The organism is Bradyrhizobium sp. P3_C3, from assembly GCF_056402655.1.
Window position 1 is genome coordinate 1 of the sequence record NZ_JBFUGY010000112.1, and the last position, 4,672, is coordinate 4,672.

The window sequence follows — 4,672 nt, forward strand, 5'->3', positions numbered from 1 at the left end:
GAGAACCCCTCATCCGGCGCCATAGCCGATGCGAAGCATCGGCGTCCTTTTAAGGACGGCGGCCACAGGCCGCCTATGCCACCTTCTCCCACAAGGGGAGAAGGAAGAGCGCATCTACTACCGCGGCGCCATGCGGATGGCGCCGTCGAGACGGATGGTCTCGCCGTTGAGCATCGCGTTCTCGACGATATGCACCGCGAGCGAGCCGTATTCCTTGGCATCGCCGAGGCGCGAGGGATGCGGCACCTGGGCGCCGAGGCTCTTGCGGGCTTCTTCATTCAGACCCATCAACAACGGCGTGAAGAACAGGCCGGGCGCGATGGTGTTGACGCGGATCTTCTGGCTGGCGAGATCGCGCGCGGCCGGCAGCGTCAGGCCGACGACGCCGCCCTTCGAGGCCGAGTAGGCGATCTGGCCGATCTGGCCTTCATAGGCGGCCACCGAGGCAGTGTTGATGATGACGCCGCGCTCTTCTCCGACGGGCTCGATCGTGACGAGGCGCTCGGCGAACAGACGCAAGCAGTTGAAGGTGCCGATCAGATTGACGTTGATGATGCGCGCAAACTTTTCGAGCGGATAGATGCCGTCGCGGCCGACGATGCGCTGCGAGCCGCCGATGCCGGCGCAGTTCATCAGCACGCGCGCGACGCCGTGCGCGGCTTCCGCCTTCGCGATTGCAGCCTTGATCTGCTCCTCGCTGGTGACGTCGGCATGAAGCGCGACGCCCTTCACTTCGGCAGCGACCTTCTCTGCATTGTCCTTGTTCTGATCGATCACACCAATCTTGGCGCCCTTGGCGGCCATGGCGCGCGCGGTCGCTTCACCAAGACCCGAACCACCACCGGTGATGAGAACGGCTACGTCTTTCAATTCCATGACAGGCTACCTTTCCTTGGGCGTTGCTTCTCTAGACTTGTACGTCTCGGCCGGATTATCCGGCCGCGGCAGCTTCCTCGGCTTGCGTGAGGATGCCACCGCAGATCAGCGTTTCCATGTGCTTGATGTATTGCCGGCAGACGTCATCGGTGACCGGACCGACGCCGGTCGCGCGAGACATCGCGTGCCGGCCAAAGAACAGGTGATCGCAGGCGCCGATCAGGCTGGTGTAGAACAGCACCGGATCGGTGGCACGGAACTCGCCGCGGCTGACGCCCTCAGTGAGCAGGCGCCGGTGGAAGTCCAGCAGCGGCGCGACGAAGAATTTTGAGACTTCGTCGGCAGAGCCTGCATTGGTCTCATGCAGCAGATAGTGAATCAGCCGGTTCATGTAGGGGAACCGGTAATAGGCGCGGATGATGCCGGCGATATGCAGCTTCAGCTTCGCCGTCGATGTGATCGGTTGCGCCAGCAGATATTCCAGGTTGGACATCTCGGTCGCGGCATCGCGCGCGAGCAGCGCCAGCAACAGGCCGTCCTTGTTGCCGAAATGATATTTGACCAGCGCGGCATTGGCGCCCGACTTCTGGGCGATGTCAGAGAGCGAGATCTCGATCGACGAGCGTTCGATCATCAGGTCGCTCGCGGCCACGAGCAATTTCTCTGCCGTGGAATTCTTTCCGCTGGGGAGCCTGTTCGGTACGCTGGTAGTCACGGAGTTCCCTGTTCTCGCCGCTTGAAGCGGCCGCAGATAAGCCGAAGCAGCGCCTCATCACAAGAGTTAATTGATCGATTGACTAAACGATATCGCGCCCATTAAATCCGCGCCGACAATCCAAACTCGATAGAGAACAATCCAGGGAGAGACCGACATGGCCGAGGCTTACATCGTCGCCGCTGCGCGTACCGCGGGCGGGCGCAAGGGGGGCCGCCTCGCCGGCTGGCATCCGGCCGATCTCGCCGCGAAGGTGCTGGACGAACTGGTCGATCGCACCAAGGTCGATCCTGCCCTGGTCGAGGACGTGATCATGGGCTGCGTGATGCAGGTCGGTGAGCAGTCCAACAACGTCGCGCGCAACGCGATCATGGCCTCGAAGCTGCCGGAGAGCGTTCCGGGCACCTCGATCGACCGGCAGTGCGGCTCCTCGCAGCAGGCGCTGCACTTCGCGGCGCAAGCCGTGATGTCCGGCACGATGGACGTGGTGATCGCCGCCGGCGTGGAATCGATGACGCGCGTACCGATGGGCCTGTCCTCGCAGCTTCCGGCCAAAAACGGCTTTGGCAATTACAAGAGCCCGGGCATCGAGGCGAAATATCCGAACATCGTGTTCAGCCAGTTCACCGGTGCCGAGATGATGGCCGAGAAGTACGGCCTCTCGAAGGATGACCTCGACGAATACTCCTACAACAGCCATCAGCGCGCGATCGCGGCAACGCAAGCCGGCCACTTCAAGAAGGAGATCGTGCCGCTCGAGATCACCCGCGCCGATGGCAGCAAGGACACCCACCACATCGACGAGGGCATCCGCTTCGACGCCACGCTCGACGGCATCAAGGGCGTCAAGCTGATTGCCGAGAACGGCAAGCTCACCGCGGCCAGCGCCAGCCAGATCTGCGACGGCGCATCCGGCATCATGGTCGTGAACGAGCGCGGCCTCAAGCAGCTCGGCCTCACACCGCTGGCGCGCATCCACCACATGACCATGACCGGCGGCGATCCCGTCATCATGCTCGACGCCCCGCTGCACGCGACCAAGCGTGCGCTGGAGAAGGCCGGCATGAAGATCGACGACATCGATCTGTTCGAAGTCAACGAGGCCTTCGCCTCGGTGCCGACCGGCTGGCTGAAGACCACCGGGGCCGATCCTGACAGACTCAACGTCAATGGCGGCGCCATCGCGCTCGGCCATCCCCTTGGCGGCTCCGGTACCAAGCTGATGACGACGCTGGTCCACGCCCTACACCAGCGCGGCAAGCGCTATGGTCTTCAGACCATGTGCGAAGGCGGTGGCATGGCCAACGTGACGATCGTGGAGCGGCTGTAAACTGCTGCTGCCACACTAACGGTGTCGTCCCGGCGAAAGCCGGGACCCATACCGCGAAATCTATCGATTGTGGTTGGTCGCAGTACCGAACGACAATCCTCTGCCAAACGACGCCCTGTGGTTATGGGTCCCGGCTTTCGCCGGGACGACATCTCGTGTGCCTTGGGACCTACGCTTATGACCCATCCGTCCGTCTACGCCAAAACCACGCCCGACAAGATCGCCTACCAGATGGCCGGGACCGGCAAGGCGATCACCTATCGCGAGCTCGACGAGCTCTCGAACCAGGGCGCAAACCTGTTCCGCTCGCTCGGCCTGAAGGCCGGCGACCACATCGCGCTCTTGATGGAGAACCGTCTCGCCTTCATGGAGATCTGCTGGGCCGCGCAACGCAGCGGGCTCTATTACACCGCGATCAGCCGCTATCTGAAGCAGGACGAGATCGACTACATCATCGGCGATTGCGGCGCCAAGGTCGTGATTACCACGCCGAAATGCGCCGACCAGATCAAGGCCCTGATCAAGGGGACCGCGGGCGAGCCGATCTTCTACATGGTCGACGAGCCCCAGCCCGGCTTCCGCTCCTACGACAAGGAAGCGTCCGCACAGCCGACAACGCCGATCGCGGACGAAGTCGCCGGCTACGACATGCTGTATTCGTCCGGCACGACCGGTCGTCCGAAGGGCATCAAGAAGGCATTCGAGGGCAACAAGATCGACGTGCCGAACGCCTTCCTGCGCGTACTCTGCGCCGACATGTGCGGCATGAATGCGGAGAGCACCTACCTCTCGCCGGCGCCGCTCTATCACGCGGCCCCTTTGCGCTTCAACATGATGGCGATCGTTCTCGGAGGCACCTCCATCATCATGGAGCATTTTGACGCCGAGGATTTTCTCAAGCTCGTCGAAAAGTACAAGGTCACGCAGTCGCAACTCGTGCCGACCATGTTCGTGCGCATGCTGAAGCTGCCCGACGAGGTCCGCGCCCAGTACAACGTCTCGACGCTGAAAGGCGCGATCCACGCCGCAGCTCCCTGCCCGGTCGACGTCAAAGCAAAAATGATCGAATGGTGGGGACCGATCCTGATCGAGTATTACGCGGGCTCGGAAGGCAACGGCGTCACCGTCTGCAATTCGAAAGAATGGCTGGAGCATCGCGGCAGCGTCGGCCGCGCCGTGGTCGGCAAGATCAAGATCCTGGACGAGAACGACGAGGAGCAGCCGGTGGGCGAGATCGGCACGGTCTATTTCGCCGATGCGCCGGTTTTCACCTATCACAACGATCCAGAGAAAACGAAGAAGGCCTACAACGCCAAGGGTTGGTCGACGCTCGGCGACGTCGGCTACCTCGACAAGGACGGCTTCCTGTTCCTCACCGACCGCAAGTCCTACATGATCATCTCCGGCGGGGTGAACATCTACCCGCAGGAGACCGAGGATGTGCTCATCACCCACCCTGAGATCGCCGACGTCGCCGTGTTCGGCGTCCCGAACGAGGAGATGGGCGAAGAGGTGAAGGCGGTGGTGCAGCCGCACGACATGAGCCGCGCCGGCAAGGCGCTCGAGGCGGACCTGATCGCCTACTGCAAGACGCGTCTCTCGGCGATCAAATGCCCGCGCTCGATCGATTTCGAAGCCGAGCTGCCGCGCACGCCGACGGGCAAGCTGGTAAAGCGACATCTGCKCGACCGGTATTGGCCGAAGATCGCGGCGAAGATTTAGTGCCCGCTCTTTCTTACCCTCCCCTGGAG

4 protein-coding genes are annotated in these 4,672 nt (G+C 62.5%); 2 read left to right on the forward strand and 2 right to left on the reverse strand.

What is annotated here, in order from left to right; translation table 11 throughout:
• Window positions 1–117: 117 nt before the first annotated feature.
• On the reverse strand, window positions 118–876 hold the full coding sequence (locus AC1DW2_RS43395; protein ID WP_166082383.1) for an SDR family NAD(P)-dependent oxidoreductase: 759 nt from the start codon (window positions 874–876) through the stop codon (window positions 118–120).
• Between the two features lie 55 nt (window positions 877–931).
• Window positions 932–1,534, reverse strand: coding sequence for a TetR family transcriptional regulator (locus tag AC1DW2_RS43400; RefSeq protein ID WP_166082377.1), 603 nt, complete (start codon window positions 1,532–1,534; stop codon window positions 932–934).
• A gap of 214 nt (window positions 1,535–1,748) precedes the next feature.
• On the opposite strand from AC1DW2_RS43400, the gene AC1DW2_RS43405 reads away from it, so the two are divergent.
• Both AC1DW2_RS43405 and AC1DW2_RS43410 read left to right on the forward strand, forming a co-directional pair.
• A complete protein-coding gene (locus AC1DW2_RS43405; RefSeq protein WP_166082374.1) occupies window positions 1,749–2,921 on the forward strand; it encodes an acetyl-CoA C-acetyltransferase in 1,173 nt (390 codons plus the stop codon).
• Window positions 2,922–3,098: 177 nt separating this feature from the next.
• Window positions 3,099–4,643: an acyl-CoA synthetase gene (locus AC1DW2_RS43410; RefSeq protein ID WP_477009164.1), complete on the forward strand. Its 1,545-nt coding sequence runs from the start codon at window positions 3,099–3,101 to the stop codon at window positions 4,641–4,643.
• Window positions 4,644–4,672: the final 29 nt, after the last annotated feature.